16 protein-coding genes, 1 tRNA gene and 2 pseudogenes are annotated in these 19813 nt (G+C 35.2%); 2 read left to right on the top strand and 17 right to left on the bottom strand.

The annotated features are described in order from the left end of the window. Positions 1–78 precede the first annotated feature (78 nt). The 4 genes from O99_RS06450 to O99_RS06440 all read right to left on the bottom strand — a co-directional run bounded on the left by O99_RS06450 (position 79) and on the right by O99_RS06440 (position 2577). The gene (locus O99_RS06450) at positions 79–1704 is read right to left on the bottom strand and encodes a BID domain-containing T4SS effector (protein ID WP_235692230.1); all 1626 of its coding nucleotides are present in this window, start codon (positions 1702–1704) and stop codon (positions 79–81) included. 78 nt (positions 1705–1782) lie between these two features. Continuing rightward, positions 1783–1950: a hypothetical protein gene (locus tag O99_RS06855; protein WP_153300856.1), complete on the bottom strand. Its 168-nt coding sequence runs from the start codon at positions 1948–1950 to the stop codon at positions 1783–1785. Beyond that, complete coding sequence (locus tag O99_RS06445) at positions 1951–2259, bottom strand: type IV secretion system protein VirB3 (RefSeq protein ID WP_035006340.1); 309 nt, start codon at positions 2257–2259, stop codon at positions 1951–1953. Continuing rightward, on the bottom strand, positions 2260–2577 hold the full coding sequence (locus O99_RS06440) for a TrbC/VirB2 family protein (protein ID WP_035006339.1): 318 nt from the start codon (positions 2575–2577) through the stop codon (positions 2260–2262). A 375-nt stretch (positions 2578–2952) separates the two neighbouring features. On the opposite strand from O99_RS06440, the gene O99_RS06435 reads away from it, so the two are divergent. Beyond that, the gene (locus O99_RS06435) at positions 2953–3693 is read left to right on the top strand and encodes a hypothetical protein (protein ID WP_035006338.1); all 741 of its coding nucleotides are present in this window, start codon (positions 2953–2955) and stop codon (positions 3691–3693) included. A 220-nt stretch (positions 3694–3913) separates the two neighbouring features. On the opposite strand, the pseudogene glnA reads toward O99_RS06435, so the two are convergent. From glnA to O99_RS06405, 6 genes and pseudogenes are all read right to left on the bottom strand, one after another. Continuing rightward, positions 3914–4255, bottom strand: a pseudogene (glnA, locus tag O99_RS06430) (glutamine synthetase); the annotation flags it as partial. 150 nt (positions 4256–4405) lie between these two features. Next, on the bottom strand, positions 4406–4828 hold the full coding sequence (locus O99_RS06425; protein WP_035007364.1) for a DUF2155 domain-containing protein: 423 nt from the start codon (positions 4826–4828) through the stop codon (positions 4406–4408). Positions 4829–4892: 64 nt separating this feature from the next. Beyond that, positions 4893–5291 (bottom strand): NADH:ubiquinone oxidoreductase subunit NDUFA12, encoded by a 399-nt coding sequence (locus O99_RS06420; protein WP_035007362.1) that lies wholly within the window; start codon positions 5289–5291, stop codon positions 4893–4895. Between the two features lie 166 nt (positions 5292–5457). Beyond that, on the bottom strand, positions 5458–6957 hold the full coding sequence (gene gatB / locus O99_RS06415; RefSeq protein WP_035007357.1) for an Asp-tRNA(Asn)/Glu-tRNA(Gln) amidotransferase subunit GatB: 1500 nt from the start codon (positions 6955–6957) through the stop codon (positions 5458–5460). Positions 6958–7076: 119 nt separating this feature from the next. Continuing rightward, positions 7077–8504, bottom strand: coding sequence for a trigger factor (gene tig, locus O99_RS06410; RefSeq protein ID WP_035007356.1), 1428 nt, complete (start codon positions 8502–8504; stop codon positions 7077–7079). A gap of 135 nt (positions 8505–8639) precedes the next feature. Continuing rightward, positions 8640–8722 (bottom strand) — tRNA-Leu (locus O99_RS06405). Between the two features lie 179 nt (positions 8723–8901). Here O99_RS06405 and trmFO point away from each other — a divergent pair. Further along, positions 8902–10281: a methylenetetrahydrofolate--tRNA-(uracil(54)-C(5))-methyltransferase (FADH(2)-oxidizing) TrmFO gene (trmFO, locus tag O99_RS06400; protein WP_035007355.1), complete on the top strand. Its 1380-nt coding sequence runs from the start codon at positions 8902–8904 to the stop codon at positions 10279–10281. Between the two features lie 594 nt (positions 10282–10875). On the opposite strand, the gene O99_RS06395 is transcribed toward trmFO, so the two are convergent. The 7 genes and pseudogenes from O99_RS06395 to ntrX all read right to left on the bottom strand — a co-directional run bounded on the left by O99_RS06395 (position 10876) and on the right by ntrX (position 19813). Further along, a complete protein-coding gene (locus tag O99_RS06395; protein WP_035007353.1) occupies positions 10876–11154 on the bottom strand; it encodes an HU family DNA-binding protein in 279 nt (92 codons plus the stop codon). Between the two features lie 232 nt (positions 11155–11386). Further along, positions 11387–13810 (bottom strand): endopeptidase La, encoded by a 2424-nt coding sequence (gene lon, locus O99_RS06390; protein WP_035007432.1) that lies wholly within the window; start codon positions 13808–13810, stop codon positions 11387–11389. A gap of 171 nt (positions 13811–13981) precedes the next feature. Beyond that, a complete protein-coding gene (clpX, locus tag O99_RS06385; RefSeq protein ID WP_035007352.1) occupies positions 13982–15256 on the bottom strand; it encodes an ATP-dependent Clp protease ATP-binding subunit ClpX in 1275 nt (424 codons plus the stop codon). A gap of 196 nt (positions 15257–15452) precedes the next feature. Further along, complete coding sequence (clpP, locus tag O99_RS06380) at positions 15453–16085, bottom strand: ATP-dependent Clp endopeptidase proteolytic subunit ClpP (RefSeq protein WP_035007350.1); 633 nt, start codon at positions 16083–16085, stop codon at positions 15453–15455. Between the two features lie 143 nt (positions 16086–16228). Beyond that, positions 16229–17064: pseudogene (locus O99_RS06375) on the bottom strand (hypothetical protein). Positions 17065–17074: 10 nt separating this feature from the next. Beyond that, positions 17075–18451, bottom strand: a complete 1377-nt coding sequence (trkA, locus tag O99_RS06370; RefSeq protein WP_035007348.1) for a Trk system potassium transporter TrkA — start codon at positions 18449–18451, stop codon at positions 17075–17077. A gap of 3 nt (positions 18452–18454) precedes the next feature. Then, complete coding sequence (ntrX, locus tag O99_RS06365) at positions 18455–19813, bottom strand: nitrogen assimilation response regulator NtrX (RefSeq protein ID WP_035007346.1); 1359 nt, start codon at positions 19811–19813, stop codon at positions 18455–18457.

Genomic DNA, 19813 nt, shown 5'->3' with positions numbered 1-19813 from the left:
CCTACGCCATATTACAACTCCTTTTATAAATTATAAAACAAAAATATGTTATAATTTTGTTATAAAAAAGCTTGTATTTTAAACGGCTACGCCCATCTGTATAGACTTATTCACTTTCAATTGTTGAAGTTGTCGATACATTTTTTTTGCTTTATTAACAGTGCTTATAAGTATTTTTGCTTTATGTTCTGACATACCAATACTTTCAGCGATTTGTTTATAATCACCTTCTCTGAATGCTTGAGATTCTGTCTCTGAAAGACGAGATTCAAATTTAGTCAAAAAGGAAATAAGCTCTTTTTGGATCTTAACACAATTTTCTACATTTAAGGCTTGTGATTTCTCATTTTGAACCACGCTAAGGACATCTTGCATTAGCTTACTAGGCAGTCTTACTTCTTGTAAAAGGCGTTTTTGTTCTATTACATGATTTCTAATGATTATATTTTTAGTAACTTCTACAGCAGACATATAATTTTTAATTTTTTGACTAAGCGGTGCAAGATTCCTTTCAGCTATTCTGCGTCCTGGAGCTCTTATACCCAATATTTTAAAACCAGCTAGCTTAGCAATAGATTCAGGATCATTTAAAATTTGTTTAGGAATTTTTTTACTTACTTCTCGTCCTTTATTAATTATATCAATACTTGGATCTAACGCTTTTGAATTTCCATAAACAATTTGTGATAAATTCTCAATTTCTTTTCGATTGTTTTGAAGTTTAATATGATTCTCAATTTTTTGAAGAATTTTTTCTGACGTTAAAGGAGGTATTTTTTCTGCTGGGATGAGAATTTGATCTAAATCTTTATTTATTGAAACTGTAAAAGTAATCTCATCATTAGGTTTTAATGCCTTAAGCTGTTCTGGTGTAAAATAATCTTTGCAGCATACCATATAAAAGTCTACTGTTTCAACTATAATAGAATCCGCATTACTAACCTTATAAAAACCTGTATAAGTCACACCTTCACGTGGTGTTATGATAATTTGATCATCCAAAAAATTACATGCATGCTTATTATTAGACACAGCATTTAAATAATCCTTCAAAATGCGTCTTTTTTCTGGATTAGAGATATCTTCGAACAAATGTTGCATCGTTTCATAATTTACATTACCTTCTACAGGTATCGCATCATTACAAGCATGTATCATGCGTTTTTGAGTCACAACTGAAAAATCAAGTTTATGGCCTGCAGCTTCAGCAAGTCTTTCAAAAAAGACTCGTTGTGCAAGCCCATTCCCATCTCTAAATGGATGTATATAGTTGAGAAAGGAAAAAAGCTTCGTTGCTTCATTAACAAATTCTTCACGCGATAAGCCTTGTAAATTATTTTTTTTCGAAAGCACTTGATCAAATTTATGTAAACTTTTTGAAACTGCTTCACTCTCTTTAAAAAAAGCATCTGAATTTGGTATTTGCATCTTTGAGATGTTAGCAGTTACGCCATTTTTAAATTTAAATGTAAGATCACGTGTACAGCCAGCCCATTCGAACGTATCTTCAAATAAACATTTATGAATATGTTTCAAATAAGAGGAATTAAACTTATTTGGCAGAGCTTCTTGACGCAAACGAATAATCGCTTGCTCTGAATGATACGCGCTCTTTTCATGAAGAGCTTGAGAATTCTTTATTCCATATTTATTGATTAATACATCACTGTTAGGATAAGTGTAATCACAACCAAAAGAAGGCAAATCTTTTCTTTTTGAAGGCTTTAAAATTACCCTTAAAAATTTTTTTCTCATATTGCTCAAAGCTAATTATATTGAAAATTAAGAATATCCTTTGATATCTGCAGTATCAAAATTGATTCCTTCGATAGAAATCACTGTCATCAAGCAACGGGAGTCTAATGCAATCACATGCTGATTGACATGACGAACATAAGGAATAAATTCCTCAGGTAGAGATTCCCGTTTCATCACTGACAGTTGTCTCACTTATTTTAGCTCCTTGTATGTACGGACAAGACGGAGAGGAGACGTAGATCCTCCACCCCATCTTGTCAGGTTTTTTTGTTTCCCTCGAGTATTGAGCCACGCGAATAAAACACGAAATTGGTTATGATCGCGTTTTGTGATTTCGCGTAAAATAAAATGCAAACCAACTCCAAGACCGATCATTGAAAAGCTGCTTGTTATGATAAAAAGAGTAGATGTTGCCATGACATTTAAGGCCATTGCTTCTACGGTAACACCTGCAAACATCGCTGGTCGTGTGCAAGCAAGAAAAAGAGTATCTTCATTCATTTATGATGAACTCCCCATTAATAACGCAACAAGAGCCGAAGCACCAAAAACAATACCAATACCAAGAACACAATATGCCGCTTTGCGTAAATCAATAACACCATACATCCAACCAATACCCACAGCGGCAACACAGATCGTTGCAATGAGCTTCGCTGTTGTCCCTGTCATCATTGTAACAATATTCCGCAAAACCGTATCAAGATTTCCCATACCGGCAGCAGCAGAATTAGCATATGCAGGGGTTAACACTGCAAACATTGATAAAAGTAGCGCAAAAGCGATATAATAAATATGCTTAGATATAATGTTTGGCATTTAATCTCCTCTTCAGAAAGAATATTGATTACAAACTGACATCATATTACTTTTACAAATTTAAAAACTTTAAAACTACAGGCCTACAACTTTAAGATTCTTTAATCGCAAGTGTTCTACCAAACTATCACAAAAATTCTTTACTAGAATTCTCCGACTGAGAGACAGAAATTAATCAAATCTATAACCAAAAAGGCTAACATGGATATTGTTATTTTATCAAAATGACAATATCAAGAGCGTAAAATAATGTTTTTCTTTGCAAAATGTGTTTAATTTGCAACAAATGCTGTTGAGACGCTTTCTTTAAGATCTAGGAAAAAAGCAGAGATGCATAAAAAATTGTAGGATATAGAAACAATAAGGATTGGGCAAATGCGATTTAAATCGATTATTCTTGTCTACATTATCTGCTCTATAGGAATATGGATAATAAGCCAAAACCATTACAAAACAGATCTAGATATTCTCGAACCATTAAAAATGCAAGAAAACCAAGATACAATGGAGATCAAGATCGAACAAAATAAGCACTATGAAACAAGTGTGCCAAAAAAATTAGAAGAAAATGACCCAGATCTCAATTGGATCAATAGCGATTCAAATAATCATGAAGGTGTGTTTAATGGTATCGCATCTGTGACTAGTGGTGTCACATTTAAATTAATAATTCCTGCTGAACAACCTCAGCATAAACCTATCGTCCGAAATATTCACTTATATGGCGTAGATACATGTGCACCCCGTCAAAAAGCAAAATTAGATAATCAAGAATGGCCATGTGGAGCTGTCACAACAGCATGGCTGGTCACAAAAACTCTAGGACATAACTTATCTTGTAAACAAGCTGTTATAGAAAAAGAAACTCACTATGCTCAGTGTTTTGTGCAAGGAGTCGATCTAGCAGAAATAGGGCTTGCAGAAGGCATGCTGATCCTATCAAAAGACAATAAATATTCAGTTCCAACAACATATTTAAGTGCTGAACAAAACGCCTATAACAATAAAATTGGCCTTTGGTCTAGCAACTTTACTGAGCCTATACAGTGGCGCAAAAAGTATGGAACCTATAACCCTTTCGATAACCACCATCAGTTCATGTCTGAATCAAAATAAAATGCAGAAATATTCCATTAAACTTCAAAATACAAAAATAAACCAAACATAATTTTTGAAAAATAGTCTAAACGCGTAATGATAATAATCTTCTCATCGCTAGTTTCAAATGATCTCCTAATAAACATGCCTTATAAAAATCTATTTGATAGAAGGATAATCCTCTAATGAGAATGCTCTAGCATTCCATCACAATCAAACAAAAATTTTCATTCTTATATTAAACAGAATAATACATATCAAATTCAACAGGATGAGGGGTTGTTTCATAGCGCAGAACTTCTTTCAGCTTTAATTCAATAAAGGAATTAATTTGGTCATCATCAAAAACATCGCCAGATTTAAGAAAATCGCGATCTTTATCAAGAAATTCAAGTGCTTCGCCTAGGCTTCTAGAAACTGTAGGAATGTCTTTGAGCTCTTTCGGTGGCAGATCATAAAGATCTTTATCCATAGCTGGACCAGGATGTATCTTATTCTTTATACCATCTAGACCAGCCATAATAAGCGCTGAAAAGGCCAAATATGGATTCGATGATACATCCGGAAAACGAATTTTCATTACTTGCCTATAACTATTATGCTTAAATAGCTGATTGGCTTGATAAATAGCATCCCACACAATATAGGTAAAAGTACAACGGAAATCACTTATCTGTTAATCAAAAAGGTAACCACATATTTCTTGACTTACATAACAAAGTAATAACAATCATTCATCTGTAAGAATATCAGAATTTTTTTTGCAATCTTTTAGCCATACATCATAAATAGGATGCTCAACAGCATTTAAGCCAGGACTATCTGCAAACATCCATCCTGTAAAAATACGCCGTGTTTTTTTCTCCAATGTCATTTCACTAACTTCAATAAAACTAGTAGTACGAGCTGGTTCATTTTTAGAACTTGTATAACACACTCGCGGTATTACTTGCAAAGCACCATATTGATAAACCTGACCGATATGAACTTCAAAACTAGTAACCTGCCCCGTAATTTTATCAAGACCTGTGAAAATAACAATTTCATTGCTAATACGTTCAGCTTGTACAAAACTAACTGTAAATAAAACCGCTATACCCCCTAATAAAAAAGTATAAAAAAAATACTCAAATTTTGATAATAAAAGCTTCATAATACCAAATTAATTACACCTGACAAAAATCATTACAAACATAACCAAAGAAAAAATACACCTATTACTCCTCAGGTAACCATGCATCATAATCTTCACGAGCATAAAAGTTTCCATGATTATAAGCAATAGATCCTTTTGGCCGGTAAGCTTCACTTGTACCCGTCATATTTAAAATATGCGATTTCTCCCAACTATATGATTGATAATTTTCTTCCGTAGGTGGTACATCACAACGGTGGTGAATCCATCCATGCCAACCTGGAGGAATACTAGAAGCCTCAGAATAATCTTTATAAATCACCCAGCGGCGTAAATAGCCATCCTTATGGCGACTACCTTCATAATAAACATTACCAAACTGGTCTTCTCCTATACGTTTACCATGGCGCCATGTAAAAAAGCGTGTATTAATAGTATTACCATTCCACCATGTAAAAATTTGCTTGAAAAAACCAGACATTTCTTCTCCTATTTCTTTCGAATCCTCATAAGATCACTCCAACAAGAATAAATTTATTATGATACTTAGAAACATTAATTGCAGTTGAACCAAATAACTAACTATTAATCTGTACGAATTATATCATACGTTAATATCATACTTACAGGATTTTCATCCTGATATATTAATCTATCCCAAGCTTACTTTTAACTAATTTATTAACTGTTTGAGGATTTGCCTTACCTTCTGTTGCCTTCATTACCTGTCCAACAAACCAACCAATCAAAGCAGGCTTCTCTCGTGCTTGAGAAACTTTATCAGGGTTATTGATAATAATTTCATCAACAGCTCTTTCAATAACTCCTGCATCCGTTACCTGCTTCATACCACGCTTTTCTACAATCTGATGTGGATCTCCACCTTCATTCCAAATAATTTCAAATAGATCTTTTGCAATTTTTCCAGAAATAGTTCCAACTTTGATAAGATCAATAATTGCTCCCAATTGGTTTGCTGTAATCGGAGTATCTTCAATATCACGATTATCTTTATTTAAAGCGCCTAAAAGATCATTGATCACCCAATTAGCAACCATCTTTCCATCCCGCCCATGTGCTACTTCTTCGAAATAATCTGCAATTGCTTTTTCTGTTACAAGAATAGAAGCATCATATGCGGTTAACCCCATCTCATTGATAAAGCGCGCCTTTATATCATCAGGTAATTCAGGTAATTCTGAAGCTAAAGTATCTACAAAAACCTGATCAAGCTCTAACGGTAAAAGATCAGGATCAGGAAAATAACGATAGTCATATGCTTCCTCTTTTGAACGCATAGATCGTGTTTCACCTTTTGTTGCATCAAAAAGTCGAGTTTCCTGATCTATTACACCCCCATCTTCTAAAATTGCAATTTGGCGACGTGCCTCATATTCAATTGCTTGGCCAATAAAACGAATCGAATTAACATTTTTAACTTCACAGCGCGTTCCAAAAGGTCCACCAGGACGGCGAACAGATATATTTACATCTGCACGCATAGAGCCCTCATCCATATTCCCATCACAAGTACCCAAATAACGAACAATTGTACGTAATTTTGTCATATAGGCTTTTGCTTCTTCTGATGATCGCATATCTGGTTTAGAAACAATTTCCATAAGAGCAACACCTGAGCGATTAAGATCTACAAAAGACATTGTTGGATGCTGGTCATGCATAGACTTTCCAGCATCTTGCTCAAGGTGCAACCTTTCAATCCCAATTTCAATATCCTCAAACTGACCATTCGAATCTGGTCCAATAGATACAACTACTTTCCCTTCACCTACGATAGGATACTGAAATTGTGAAATCTGATACCCCTGCGGTAAATCTGGATAAAAATAGTTTTTACGATCAAAAACAGATTTTAAATTAATTTTAGCTTTTAATCCTAAACCAGTTCGAACAGCTTGACGAATACATGCTTGATTAATAACAGGCAACATACCAGGCATAGCTGCATCAACAAGTGACACGTGATTATTCGGCTCAGCTCCAAACTTAGTTGATGCACCTGAAAAAAGCTTTGAATTTGATATGACTTGCGCATGAACTTCCATGCCAATAATAACTTCCCAATCACCTGTAGCTCCAGAAATAAAACGCTTAGGATCAGGAAGACGAGCATCAACAATTTTCATTATCAACTCACTATCAACATTTCAAATACACCCAATGGCTAACCTAAAACCATTGCCAGAGCAAGCCTAGAATACACATCAAAAAATAATTTATCAGAACTATTTTATTAGCATAAATTTTAACTTGTTTTAGAGATTTTCTTTTTAGTTGAAGCCTTTTTTATACCTTTTTCTTTTACTGCCGATTTTTTCTTGGCAGAAGTCTTGTCAGTTAAACCTGCTTCATCATATTCTTTCATCAACTCTTCAATTGTCACTTTTTTATCTGTTATTTTTATCTGTGTAAGCAAATAATCAATAACTTTTTCTTCAAAGATTGGAGCACGCAGATTAGCAACAGCTTCTGGTGTGCGGCGGAAAAAATCCATCATTTCTTTTTCTCGTCCAGGATATTGGCGGACTTGTTCAAAAACTGCAGCCTTTAATTCATCTTCACTTACTTGAACTCCAACTTTTGTACCAATTTCAGAAAGTACTAAACCAAGCCGAACACGACGCTTCGCAAGCATGCGATATTCTTCTCGCGCTTGTTCCTCTGTGATGCCCTCATCTTCAAAACTTTTGCCCATCCTTTTTAAATCTTCATTGATATGATTCCATATATTATTAAATTCAATCTCTAAAAGTTGTTCAGGAATATCAAAACTATAATCTGCATCTAAAGCATCAAGAACTTGTCGCTTAATTTTTTGACGTGTCATAGAACCATATCGACTTTCAACCTGTCCACGAACGACTTCACGTAAGCGATCAAGAGACTCTAAACCAAGTTTTTTTGCTGCTTCATCATCAATTTTCAATTCATCCGGTTTAGCAACAGTTTTAACAGTAATATCAAACTCTGCATTTTTACTAGCTAAATGCGCAGCACTATAATCATCAGGAAATTTAACAGAAATTGTTTTTACATCACCTGCTTTTAAACCAATTAATTGCTCTTCAAAACCAGGAATAAACTGTTTCGAACCAAGAATCAGTTGTGCATCTTTATCAGAACCACCATCAAATGGGACGCCATCAATTTTCCCTAAATAATCAATTGTTATGCGATCATCTTCTTTTGAAGGACCATTCTTTTGCGAATAACTACGAGTAGAAGAAAGAATCCGCGTTACTTGCTCATCAACTTCTTGTTCAGGTATATCAGCAATTTCGCGAACGATTTCAATATTTTTGAAGTCTTTAACCTCAAATTTTGGCAAAACCTCGTACTTCAAACTAAAAACAAAATCAGCCTTACCATCTATAACTTTTTTATCTTCATCTATATCAATTTGCGGTTGCATTGCTGAATATTCATTACGCTCTGCTAAAATAGAACGCGGAGCATCGTTAATGATCTCATTAAGAATTTCAGCCATAAAAGATTTACCGTACATTTTTCGGAGATGATCAGATGGAACCTTACCCGGACGGAATCCTTTAAGTTTGATCTTACCTTTGGTATCATCCAACCGTTCATTTAATTTTGCTTCCAAATCTTTCACTGGAACCACAATCTTAATTTCGCGCTTCAGTCCTTCGTTAAGCATCTCAGTAACTTGCATCGAACAACCTTTATTTCTCTGAGGAGATAGATAAACCTACTCCAATAACAACAATAATTCTAACACTTTAAATGCTAGATCTAGATAAACGGACTTCGTATACACAGCTATCCGTAGCGCTTAAAGCTATTACTTTGGTGCGGATGGAGGGACTCGAACCCCCACGGTCTCCCGCCAGAACCTAAATCTGGTGCGTCTACCAATTTCGCCACATCCGCTCAAATTTATAAACAAAAACTTCATGTCAGCGGCGTTTCTATAGCATTCAATTCCAACCAATTAAAGAAAAAAAGCAAATGGGTATCCTTTATTAACTCAATAAATAATTCTTTTCACAAAATTATAGAGATAAAATTCATCCTTTTCAAAAAGGACTCCTTACACTAAAAAGTAATTCATGTTAAATAAATCGAAAACTCCAATCCATATTATCGGCGGCGGTCTTGCAGGCAGTGAAGCAAGTTGGCAAATTGCTCAATTAGGAATTCCTGTTGTCTTGCATGAAATGCGCCCAAAAAGAAAATCTGATGCTCATAAAACAGATAAACTTGCAGAGCTCGTCTGTTCAAATTCATTTCGTTCAGATGATGCATCAAAAAATGCTGTAGGACTTTTACATGCTGAAATGCGATTAGCCAAATCGTTAATCATGAAGGCTGCAGATAGTAATAAAGTACCAGCTGGAGGTGCACTTGCTGTTGACCGTGATGAATTCTCAAAAACTGTTACAGAAACACTTGAAAAACATCCTCTTATAACCATACAACGCAAAGAAATTCATGAGATTCCTGAAAACTGGCATAATGTTATTATTGCCACTGGTCCTCTTACCACACCAGAATTTTCTCAAGCAATACAAGCAATAACTGGAACAGAAGCGCTTTCTTTTTTTGACGCTATTGCACCCATTATTTATACTGAAAGTATTAATATGGACATTTGTTGGTACCAATCTCGATATGACAAAATTGGTCCTGAAGGAACAGGAAAAGATTATCTTAATTGTCCTCTTGATCGAGAACAGTATAAAATTTTTGTTGAAGCATTGATAAGTGGAGAGAAAGTAGAATTTCGTGAATTTGAAAATATATCCTATTTCGATGGATGCTTACCAATCGAAGTGATGGCTGAACGTGGACTTGAAACTCTAAGACATGGTCCTATGAAACCTATGGGGCTCACCAATACTCATCACCCTACAATCAAACCCTATGCTATTGTACAATTACGTCAAGATAACAAGCTGGGTACACTTTACAATATGGTCGGCTTTCAAACAAAATTGAAATATAGTGAGCAAACACGCATTTTTAGAATGATTCCTGGTCTTGAAAAAGCAGAATTTGCACGCCTTGGTGGCCTTCACCGCAATACGTATCTCAATTCACCAATCCTTCTTGATGAAAGTCTTCGTTTAAAACAAAAACCACAACTGCGTTTTGCTGGACAAATTACAGGCTGTGAAGGCTACATAGAATCAGCAGCGATAGGATTGCTCGCTGGACGTTTTGCTGCTGCTGAATATAATCATGCTTGCCCTTCTTTACCACCCAAAACTACAGCATTTGGAGCTCTATTGAATCATATTACTGGCGGTCATATTGCTACTATCGAAAAAGGAAAAAAATCCTTCCAGCCAATGAATATCAATTTTGGCCTTTTTCCGCCTATTATTTCGACCAATGACTTAGAAAAACGATTACATAAAGAAAAAAAACAAGCTATAATTGAACAAGCCTTAAACGATTGTATTCAATGGTTAAAAAATAGTTTTTAACTGAACCATTGTATTTGATTATAATTACTACATTCGCTAATCTAATTTTTGATCTATTAAGTAATTTAGTTTATTGCTAAAAAATAATTTAAGATTGTTCATTTTGTTAATACATGTCTCATTTTTCACTATAATTCGCTATAAAAAGAAAATGTCGTAATTATATAAATATTAATACTCTAAATAATATATTTCTATTATTATAAAAACAATATTTAACAATAACTTATCTAAATATTTTAATATAATAAATGAAAGAACACGACTTGTCAGTTAGATACACTATCCAACATTAATAACGTTAGTAGAAACATCTACGCTTTTTTACACAAAAAATTAAGAAGCAAATTATCAATTAACTAAAAACAGCTATGATAATGATAAAAATAATTAAATAGATATTATCTCAATTACTGTTTAACATAAATACTCGAGTGATTACTTGAATTCCCACTACATAAATTAACACACAGTTCTTATATTTCACCCACAAAGCTAAACAATGTATCTCACAAACATGTACTAACTATTTCTAAGCATTTCTAAAAAAAAACCGGTTTATTTATAAACCGGTTTTTTAAAAAGTAGTTTGAATTATTTATTATTAACAGCTTCTTTAAGACTTTTTCCTGCAGAAAATTTAGGTACAGAACGTGCAGGAATAGTGATTTCAGCACCCGTTGAAGGATTTCGTCCTTTTGTAGCAGCACGATGAGAAACTTCAAAAGAACCAAAACCTGGAATACGAACATCACCTCCTGAAGCTAAAGCTTCTGTAACAGAAGCAATAAAAGCATCAACAGAAGCGCCAGCTTGAGCTTTCGAGATACCTGCTTTTTCAGCAACTGAATTAACCAATTCACTTTTATTCATTAAACATTTCCTTTCCCTATATTACCGAGTAATAAAATTTAATCAGCTATAAGTAATTTTATTGAAAAGTACAGGAAACAGAAGTGCTATTTTTCCTCAATGCATTGTTTTTTAGAAATAATCGTAGTTATTCACGGAATTTTTTCATTATTTCTCTAAAATAGACAAAATTACAACTTCCTAAATGGCTCTTTTGTGCTTTTTATAGCATAATTATAGCGCATAATGTGAATCAGTGCGCAACTAACATTCCCTCATTATCACTTTCTGGTTTAACAGTTTCAGATATTGTGGAAGATTCTGTCCATTCAATAGGTTCGGGAAAACGAATCAAAGCGTGTTTAAGAACTTCACTTATATGAGTTACCGGAATAATTTCCATGTTATTTTTGACATCATCTGGAATATCAACCAGATCCTTCGCATTTTCTTCAGGAATAAGTACTTTCTTGATTTTCCCACGAAGAGCCGCAAGCAGTTTTTCCTTTAATCCACCAATCGGTAACACACATCCACGCAAAGTAATTTCACCAGTCATAGCAACATCTTTATAAACAGGTATCCCTGTTAACACTGAAACAATTGCTGTTACCATTGCAATCCCCGCTGATGGCCCGTCCTTAGGTGTAGCACCTTCCGGAACATGAACATGAATATCACGTTTATCAAAAAATGGGGGCTCAATACCAAAATCAGCAGCACGAAAACGCACATAAGACGCTGCTGCAGAAATTGATTCCTTCATAATATCGCGCAAATTACCAGTTACAGTCATCTTACCTTTACCTGACATCATAACGCCTTCAATGGTTAGCAACTCCCCACCTACTTCAGTCCAAGCAAGCCCTGTAACAACGCCAATTTGGTTTTCACCATCAATTTGTCCAAAACGATAACGCTTAACACCTAGGAAATCATTAATATTATCATCCCTAATTTCTATAAACTTTTGATCAGTCTTAAGAATTTTTGTAACTGATTTACGTGCTATTTTCATCAACTCACGCTCAAGATTCCGAACACCAGCCTCACGCGTGTAAAATTGAATAATTGATCTTATTGCATCATCAGAAACACTTAATTCTCTTTTAGAAAGAGCATGATCCTTTAACGCTTTTGGCAAAAGATGCCGTTTAACAATCTCCATCTTTTCACACTCAGTATAACCAGCAATACGAATGATTTCCATCCTATCCATTAATGGACCTGGAATATTCAGTGTATTAGAAGTTGTAATAAACATAACATTGGAAAGATCATATTCTACTTCTAAATAATGATCAATAAATGTACCATTCTGTTCAGGATCAAGAACCTCTAATAAAGCTGATGAAGGATCTCCACGAAAATCCTGTCCCATTTTATCAATCTCATCAAGCAAAAAAAGCGGATTAGACTTTTTTGCTTTTTTCATAGACTGAATAATTTTTCCAGGCATAGAACCAATATAAGTTCGGCGATGCCCACGAATTTCAGCCTCGTCACGAACACCTCCTAATGAAATACGAACATATTCCCGACCCGTTGCCTTTGCAATAGAACGCGCAAGGGATGTCTTTCCAACACCAGGAGGGCCTAACAAACAAATAATAGGACCTCGTATTCTTGATGATCTGCTCTGCACTGCTAGATACTCAATGATTCGCTCTTTGACTTTTTCAAGACCAAAGTGCTCATTGTCCATAACTTTTTCAGCAAAACTAAGATCATTTTTAATTTTTGATTTTTTATTCCAAGGAATAGCTAAAAGCCAATCAAGATAATTACGTACAACTGTTGCCTCTGCAGACATTGGAGACATATTACGTAATTTTTTGAGCTCTGCCCCAGCTTTTTCTCGCGCTTCTTTCGAAAGCTTAGTTTTTCTGATACGCTCTTCTAGTTCAGATAGTTCATCTTGCCCCTCATCACCTGCCCCTAATTCTTTCTGAATAGCCTTTAACTGCTCATTAAGATAATATTCCCGTTGATTCTTTTCCATCTGCCGTTTGACATGTGAACGAATACGCTTTTCAACTTGCAAAACGGAAATTTCTCCTTCCATAAAAGAAAGTACACGCTCAAGACGATTACGTATAGGCAATAGTGCTAGTATTTCTTGTTTTTCTGCAAGTTTAATAACTAAATGGGATGCAATAGTATCAGCAAGTTTAGAAGGATCACTAATCTGACTAACAGCACTGACAATCTCAGGAGAAATTTTCTTATTTAGTTTTACATAATTTTCAAAATAAGAAATCACTGACCGAGAAAGAGCCTTGATTTCAACATCATCATCTTTAGTTTCCTCTGCGATAGTTACATAAGCTTGAAGATAATCATCATTCTCAATAAATTGGTTAATTTTTGCACGTGCAGTCCCCTCAACCAAAACCTTTACAGTTCCATCGGGGAGTTTTAAAAGCTGAAGAATTTTAGCAATAGTACCAACATCATAAAGACCTTCTGAAGTTGGATCATCATCAGAAGCATTTTTTTGCGTAACCAGTAATATCTGTTTATCCATTACCATTGTCTTTTCAAGAGCACAAATCGACTTTTCTCGGCCTACGAAAAGCGGAACAATGATATGCGGGAAGACAACAATATCACGAAGTGGCAAAATAGCGTAAAACCCTTCTATTTCCTCGCCTGTCTTTTCATCAATATATTGCATATTTTTCCTTTCTAGAGCCTCTGACTCGCTCATAATACAAGTCACTCTTTAAAAAGCCAACTCTCTACAATAAATGAAATGATAATTATGGACCAATAAATCAAGTAATTACGCTGTTATATACAAAATATCTATACAAAAATAACACAATAGCTAAATTTATATTATAGATCACGCTGATACATTTTCTTTATTTTCTATATGATCTGAATAAATGTAGAGAGGACAAGCCTTGCCTTCAACTACATCGCTAGAAATCACCACTTCTTGAACACCTATAAGAGCCGGTAATTCAAACATAGTGTTAAGAAGTATCCTTTCCATAATAGAGCGTAAACCACGTGCACCAGTTTTACGTTCAATAGCCTTTTTAGCAATAACACGTAAAGCATCTTCATGGAAAACTAACTGAACATTTTCCATTTCAAAAAGACGTTGATACTGTTTCACTAACGCATTTTTGGGTTGTGATAAAATTTGAACAAGCGCACAAATATCTAAGTCTTCCAAAGTCGCTATAACAGGAAGGCGACCAATAAACTCCGGTATCAAACCAAATTTAATAAGGTCTTCAGGTTCTAAATCACGGAATATCTCACCAACACGACGCTCATCAGGAGCCTTAACAGCAGCAGAAAAACCAATTGAAGTCTTTTCACCACGTCCTGAAATAATTTTCTCTAAACCAGCAAAAGCTCCTCCACAAATGAACAGAATATTCGTTGTATCAACCTGAAGAAATTCTTGCTGTGGATGCTTACGCCCTCCTTGCGGAGGAACCGACGCTATTGTCCCTTCCATAATCTTTAATAGCGCTTGCTGAACACCTTCACCAGAAACATCTCTTGTAATTGAGGGATTATCAGCTTTACGAGAGATTTTATCAACTTCATCAATATATACGATACCACGTTGCGCACGTTCAACATTATAATCAGCAGATTGAAGTAGCTTTAAAATAATATTTTCAACATCTTCACCAACATAGCCTGCTTCAGTTAAAGTCGTTGCATCTGCCATAGTAAAGGGCACATCAATAATACGTGCCAAGGTTTGCGCTAAATATGTTTTACCACATCCTGTCGGTCCAACAAGAAGAATATTTGATTTTGCTAATTCAACATCACTACTCTTAGATTGATGAGCAAGTCGTTTATAATGATTATGAACAGCAACAGAAAGAACACGCTTTGCATGACGTTGACCAATAACATAGTCATCAAGAACTGTTAGAATTTCCTGCGGAGTAGGAACACCATCACGCGCCTTAATTCCAGAAGATTTATTTTCTTCACGAATAATGTCCATACAAAGCTCTACACACTCATCGCAGATAAATACGGTAGGCCCTGCAATAAGCTTATGCACTTCATGCTGGCTTTTGCCGCAGAATGAGCAATAGAGAGTATTCTTCGATTCGCTCTCGCTATTGCTAGTTTTGCTCATTTCACTTTCCTTTCACTGCGATATATGAATATTTTATCTATTTAAAGATAATTTTTCTTAACTACAATTAAAAACATACATAATATCTTTAGGTAATTTTCTTTATTATTTTTACGAGATCGTATTTTTAAAAATAGCTATTTTAATGGCAATTCTTATACGCTTCACAAATTAACTGCCTTTTCTATAAAAACTCTTAATCTTTTTCTTCTTTTTCAGTTTCTGCACGATATTGTATAACATCATCAATCAAACCAAACTGTTTAGATTCTTCTGCTGTCATAAAATGATCGCGATCAAGAGTATTTTCAATCACCTCATAACTCTGCCCTGTATGTTGAACATAAATTTCATTCAAACGCCGTTTCATCTTTATAATATCTTGCGCATGCCGTTCAATATCTGAAGCTTGTCCTTGAAAACCACCAGAAGGTTGATGCACCATGATACGTGCATTCGGTAAGGCAAAACGGCGACCTGTTGCCCCAGCTGTCAAAAGTAATGATCCCATAGATGCAGCTTGTCCCATACACAAAGTAGAAACAGAAGGACGAATAAATTGCATAGTATCATAAATCGCCATACCGGATGTCACAACGCCACCTGGAGAATTGATATAAAGATTAATTTCTTTTTTAGGATTCTCGGCCTCTAAAAAAAGCAACTGTGCACAAACAAGCATTGCCATATTATCTTCAACAGGACCATTAATAAAAATAATCCGTTCCTTTAAAAGACGAGAAAAAATATCATAAGCTCGCTCACCACGATTAGTTTGTTCAACAACCATAGGAACTAAACTTAAGACTTTTTTTACTGGATCACTCATATCTTCACTTCCATTAATAACTAAGAATTGGCATTTACATTTTTAACAGCCTATCCATAGGCCAACAATGCTCTCTGACGCAAGTCACAATCAATTATGCTTCAGTAAGATTAAAATATTAATAGTTAAAATGATAATAATACCTACTCAAATAAACTCTGAGCACCAGAAATACGTGATACTGCCCAATGGTAAAAGCTTCCTTCTTGAGGTTTCTGAATTGTTTTTTCCTTTCTGTGAATATGAAATCCTATAAAGTTTGGATCTCTCATTGGTTCAACACCAAAAGCTGGATCAAAAATTCTTTCAGCTTTTCGTCCTGTCCAATAATAAAAAGTTTTTTTCTCCTTTGCTTCTTGAAAAAAACCATTCTTTTTCGCTAACCGTGAAATACCATCATTACCAAATATAGTAATTCCAATCCTTCCCGGTAAAACCGGCAATTTCCTTCTTCTCAGCAAAAATGGCATCCAAACACGACGTTTAAAACCTAACCAATGAGGAATAATCTCTACACCCGCCAAATAATCTTCAAATGCTTTTATAATAGGGTTATCAGGTGGTAAATAAAGTGCAGAGACTCCTACTCTTGCAGCGTTTTCTTTTGCTAACCAAACCTGACCTACTTCTGGATGGAACTGTTTAACAAGATAAACATCCGTATCTAACCAAACCCCTTTCTCATATTTCATTAACATAATGCAAAAAAGATCTGAAAATTGAACAATTGTACGACAAGGTTCATAATCAGGAAAATTGTACGACAAGGTTCATAATCAGGAAAATTGGGATCAAGACGATAAAATACTGAATGAGGCAAAATTGACTCGGCTTCATGCAATTCAACACCAACAGGTATATTCTCCACTTTTTCATAGCTGAAAAGCTTAACACGCTGACCAACCTTAACCATTGATGACAAACACAACCAATCAACTAGTCTCAATTGTTTTCCATACCAAAAAGTACAAATATCCATAAATAATCTATCAAAAATATTCCAAGCTTACACGAAATAATTGTTCAACATCACGCACACTATCAGCAAGAGCGAAAATTACTACCCGATCACCGGGCAAAATACGTGTATCTCCTGAAAGCTGTATAACTGTCTCATCACGATAAATAGCGCTAATTCTCAAACCCTCTGGTAAATTAAGCTCTCTCAACGGTTTACCAACTAATAAAGATGTTTGCATTGCTTCAGCTTCAATAATTTCCGCAGCACCATTAAAAACAGAATGCACAGCGCGAATACGTCCACGACGCATTCGTTGTAAAATTTTTGATACAGTTACACTTCGAGGATTAAAATATGCATCCACACCAACCGCACGACTAAATTCTTGATAAGCCACATTATTAATCAACACCATGTTGGCCTTGCATCCTAATCTTTTAGCTATAATAGCGCTCAAGAGATTCACCTGGTCTTGATTGGTCAACGTAATCATTAAATCAGCTTGACCAATGCCAGCTTCTTGAAGAATAACTGGATCTAAAACATTACCATATAAAACAGTTGTTTTTTCTAGTTGGTCAGCAATAGTTAGTGCTCTTTCTTTATCTATTTCTATAATCTTCAACTTTATTTTATGTAATCGCTTTTCAATAGCTTGAGCCACATAAAGACCAATATGACCACCACCTACAATAATGATACGATGTGCTTCTTGTTCTTTATGACCAAAAAGTCTAAGTGCACGACGCACTTGATCACGAGCTGAAACAAGATAAATGATATCACCAACGCGTAATTGTGTATCTGAACACGCGATTAATAATTCTGAACCACGTTTAATAGCAGTAACGGTTGTTTGTAAATCAGGAAAAAGCTCTGTTAGTTGCTGTAAAGGCGTATTAATAACCGGACAGTCCTCCATACATTCTAAAGCTAACGCAACAACAGAATCATTACAAAAATAAAGAACATCTATAGCTCCAAGCAAAGTAATACGACGCAAAACCATTTCCCCAACTTCAACTTCTGGAGAAATAACCACATCAATAGGAATATTCTCTCTTGCAAAAAGATTCTTATAACGTGGTTCTAAATATGATTGTGAGCGAATACGGGCTATCTTAGTTGGAATATTAAATAATGAATGTGCTACTTGACAGGCTACCATATTGACTTCATCAAATAAAGTCACCGCAATTAACATATCAGCCTCATCAGCACCTGCTGCCAAAAGAACTTCAGGCCTTGAACCATGACCAATGATACATCTAACATCTAATGTATCACGAATTTTTTCAATTAATTTTGCTTCGGTATCAACAACAATAACATCATGATTCTCTGCAGCAAGACGTTCTGCTATCCCATAACCAACCTGCCCTGCTCCACAAATAATAACATGCATAACTTATGAAACTCCAAGCACCTTAAGCTTACGATGCAAAGCTGAGCGCTCCATACCTATAAATTCAGCAGTACGTGATATATTTCCGCCTAAACGCTCAATCTGTGTCATCAAATACCTTTTTTCAAATAACTCTCGTGCTTCACGTAGTGGTAAATCCATTATATTTTTATCTGTATCCATTTGAATATGGAGGATAGAATCATTAACTTCAGCAGGAAGTAATTCTTTTGTTATTGGTCCATCATCGTCACGCACAAGAATCAATAAGCGTTCAATATTGTTGCGTAACTGACGCACATTACCCGGCCAAGTATGCGTTTGCAAAATAGTTATAACATCATTACTAATTTCACGAGGTTTAATACCAACTTGCTGCGATATCTTTTTAACAAAATGATGTACAAGTTCTGGGATATCTTCACGGCGTGCAGAAAGCGGTGGAACAACAATAGGAACAATCGAAAGTCGATGAAATAAGTCTTCTCTAAATTGTCCATTAGCAATGAGACGCTCAAGATTTTGCGCTGTAGAAGAAATGACACGAACATCTACTTTTACACGTTTCGTGCCACCAACTCTTTCAAATGTCTGATTCGTTAATACCTGAAGAAACTTATTTTGAATTTCACGCGGCATATCAGCAACTTCATCAATATACAAGACTCCGCCATGCGCTTCTTCTAATGCACCAATCTTGCGCTCCTCTCTTTCCAATTCACTACCAAATAATTCTATTTCCATTCTTTCAGCAGTAATTGTTGAAGCATTTATTGTAATAAACGGGCCATTAGAACGCGCTGAAAGTGCATGAATAGAGCGAGCGACCATCTCTTTTCCTGAACCAGAAGGACCAACAATCATAACCCGACTGTTAGTGGGAGCTACTTTTTCTATGACGTGGCGCAAATGCTTCATAACATTAGATGTTCCAAGTAATTCCGGTGTTTCAATTGACCGCTCTCGTAATTCTGAAAGCTCACGCTTTAATTGTGAATTTTCAAGAGTCCGCTCTGCAACTAATAGGAGTCGGCTAGCTTTAAAAGGTTTTTCAATGAAATCATATGCTCCCCGTTTTATAGCAGAAACAGCTGTTTCAATATTACCATGACCAGAAATCATAATCACCGGAATAGAAGGATATTGAACTTTGATTTCATCCAACAACGCTAAACCATCAAGACGACTTCCTTGTAACCAAATATCTAAAAAAATTAACTTTGGAACACGTTCACTAATTTGTGTTAATGCTTCATCAGAGTTACATGCAACACGCGTTTCATAACCTTCATCATCCAAAATACCAGCAACAAGTTCACGAATATCCGCTTCATCATCAACAATTAAGATATCTGATACCAT

The sequence above is a fragment of the Bartonella rochalimae ATCC BAA-1498 genome (genome assembly GCF_000706645.1).
Classification (GTDB): Bacteria; Pseudomonadota; Alphaproteobacteria; order Rhizobiales; family Rhizobiaceae; genus Bartonella; species Bartonella rochalimae.
This window is presented reverse-complemented; position numbering and strand designations above follow the sequence as displayed.